Here is a 955-nt window from a genome sequence, read left to right on the forward strand (position 1 = left end):
GATGATGAAGAAGAAGGACACCCCCATTTGTCCCAACAGGCCGTAGAAAGCGGAGGGCGGATACTTCCATGTGCCGGTCGTCAGGAATTCATGGTAGATGACGGCGTGGTGGAGTGCGACGGCAAGCGCCAGATAGCCACGCATTCCGTCGATCGCCCGGACCCTGGCCGCGGTCGCTTCGAAGCCGACACGCTGAAACAGCGGCAAGCCTGCTAGYGGCCAAAGCAGCGCGACGACCACAAAGGCGGGCCAGAGATCATAAAGTCCAATCACGATTGCTCCGAGCCGATGCGCACAGCCTGCTGAGTCCCTGTTGGACTATGCAACCTTGCCCAGCGCCGGCACAAGCGTTCGCCACGATCCGCGTGATGCTTCCCGCTGCGGCTAGCCGGACAATCGCTGACCTGCCTGACCGAAGCCATCGAGCGCAACGACAACCGGGATCGGGGATTCTGGAGGCGTTGGCCGATTGCGCTTGACGTGTGGCCCTATCGCCGCACGAGCGCGTTTGCTTCAGCCAATGTGGCCAGCACTTGCTCGACTTTCTGCGCCGAGGCGTCCGTGCGCTCGATGTGCCGCATCACCTGCTGCGTCAGCATCGCAAGCCTTGCGGCGCGATATACGTCGCCGTTTCTCGCGGTTTCAAGGTTGAAGGTCGCGATCATCATGGCAACAATCCCAAAATCATGGAGCACTACGATGCCGGTGGATCGATCTTCGTCAGGCGCTCTCGGGCCTCGATCACACGCCGCTGAGCGGCCCGTATTCTGCCGCAGAGCGCGAGATTGATCCCGACTCCGCAGTCTTCATCCAGCATTTCCTTGGCGCGCCTGAGGGCGGACTCCGCCCGCTTGACGCGCTGTCTGGCCTTGGCCAGTTCCAAGATCATGAGATCGGCCATTGCGCCGCGTCCACTGTGCTCCGGGGTGTACATCATGAAGTGCTAACTCATGAC

Annotated in this window: 2 protein-coding genes and 1 pseudogene; all 3 read right to left on the reverse strand. The window is 61.2% G+C overall.

From position 1 onward, the window contains the following. Window positions 1–273, reverse strand: a pseudogene (locus tag ACXJ7R_RS34395) (acyltransferase family protein); the annotation flags it as partial. A gap of 215 nt (window positions 274–488) precedes the next feature. Continuing rightward, window positions 489–668 carry a hypothetical protein gene (locus tag ACXJ7R_RS34400; protein WP_095084649.1) on the reverse strand — a complete coding sequence of 60 codons (180 nt, stop codon included), beginning with the start codon at window positions 666–668 and terminating at the stop codon, window positions 489–491. 26 nt (window positions 669–694) lie between these two features. Beyond that, complete coding sequence (locus tag ACXJ7R_RS34405) at window positions 695–901, reverse strand: hypothetical protein (RefSeq protein ID WP_457155682.1); 207 nt, start codon at window positions 899–901, stop codon at window positions 695–697. Between the last annotated feature and the right edge of the window lie 54 nt (window positions 902–955).

The organism is Mesorhizobium sp. P5_C1, assembly GCF_054049815.1.

What these genes read in the sequence shown, in the direction of transcription:
- ACXJ7R_RS34405 (WP_457155682.1), bottom strand. Translation starts at nt 901, where the DNA reads ATGGCCGATCTCATGATCTTGGAACTGGCCAAGGCCAGACAGCGCGTC.
- ACXJ7R_RS34400 (WP_095084649.1), bottom strand. Translation starts at nt 668, where the DNA reads ATGATGATCGCGACCTTCAACCTTGAAACCGCGAGAAACGGCGACGTA.